Source organism: Cupriavidus sp. WS, assembly GCF_000395345.1.
Taxonomy (GTDB): Bacteria; Pseudomonadota; Gammaproteobacteria; order Burkholderiales; family Burkholderiaceae; genus Cupriavidus; species Cupriavidus basilensis_B.
Window position 1 is genome coordinate 1 of record NZ_AQPL01000715.1, and the last position, 1,054, is coordinate 1,054.

Below are 1,054 nucleotides of genomic sequence, written 5' to 3' on the forward strand. Positions count from 1 at the left end.
GCCAAGGTGTTGCGCGTGCGCGGGTGCACCACGGTCTCCGACCGGAAGCAGCAATCCGGCCAGGCCAGCAGCACGTTGAGCACCACGCCCAGCAGCGTCGTATCGCGTCGCGCCAGAGCCTGTTTCAACTCCGCGGTCAGCCGACCCGCCAGATCACGGTAGGCCGCGGCTTGTGCCGTGTCCATCGCGACTTCACGGAACTCCTCGTCATACGGCGGCAGGACGTTGCCACCGATGTCTCGAAGCTTGAGGAAGATCGTGAACGGCAGGATGCAGCGCAGCACGCCCTTGGGGCCGAAGCCCGGAGCCTTGACCGTTCTGACACTGACTTTCGTGCCTTTCGCGGTCTTGTGCGCCGTGCCGGTGCTCTCGGAATAAATGTCCTTCAGGACACCGTGATCGCGCATGAACGCCATCGCGGCCGAGGTCATGCTGCCGCTCGTGGTCGGGCGATAGCCGTCTTCGAGCATCCGCCCGGGAAGGGCTCGGAACAGCAGGTAGAACAGATCGTCGCCGTAGCCGCCCATCAACGTGCCGGTCAGCAGCAAGGTCTTGCGAGCCTTCGCCGCCAGCACGCCCATGGCCTGGCCCTGGGCGCTGCCGCCGTTCTTGTACTCGTGGGCCTCGTCGGCGATGAGCAGGTCGAACGTGCCTTGCGGCAGGTAGCGCTTGATGAACTCGGACGGTTGATAGCCGCCCTCGCCAAAGCCGAACTCCATGTTGGCCATCGCACGTTCCATGCGCGTGGCTTGACGGTCGGAAAACACCAGCTCGCCGTTGCCATCCATGAGGTTGATGAACTCGTGGATGTTGTCGCCCAGCATCGACGCCAGGAATCCGTCGCCGAACTTCTGCATCAGCTTCTGCGCGGTGACTTCCCCGATGGTCGGGATGCGCTTCAAGGCTTTCAGCACGGCCGAGGATTGGTCGCTGCCGGACAGGCTGCGCGGGCGGATCAGCGTCCACAGGGGCGCGGCGCAATGGCTGCACTTCCTGCGGTACTCCTCGGCTTCGAGCGCGACCGGGTTGACCGGCTCGCCGTCGAGGTCGGTGA

1 pseudogene is annotated in these 1,054 nt (G+C 64.8%); it reads right to left on the reverse strand.

The window, feature by feature from the left end:
- Window positions 1-1,054: pseudogene (locus tag K206_RS0136795) on the reverse strand (DEAD/DEAH box helicase); the annotation flags it as partial.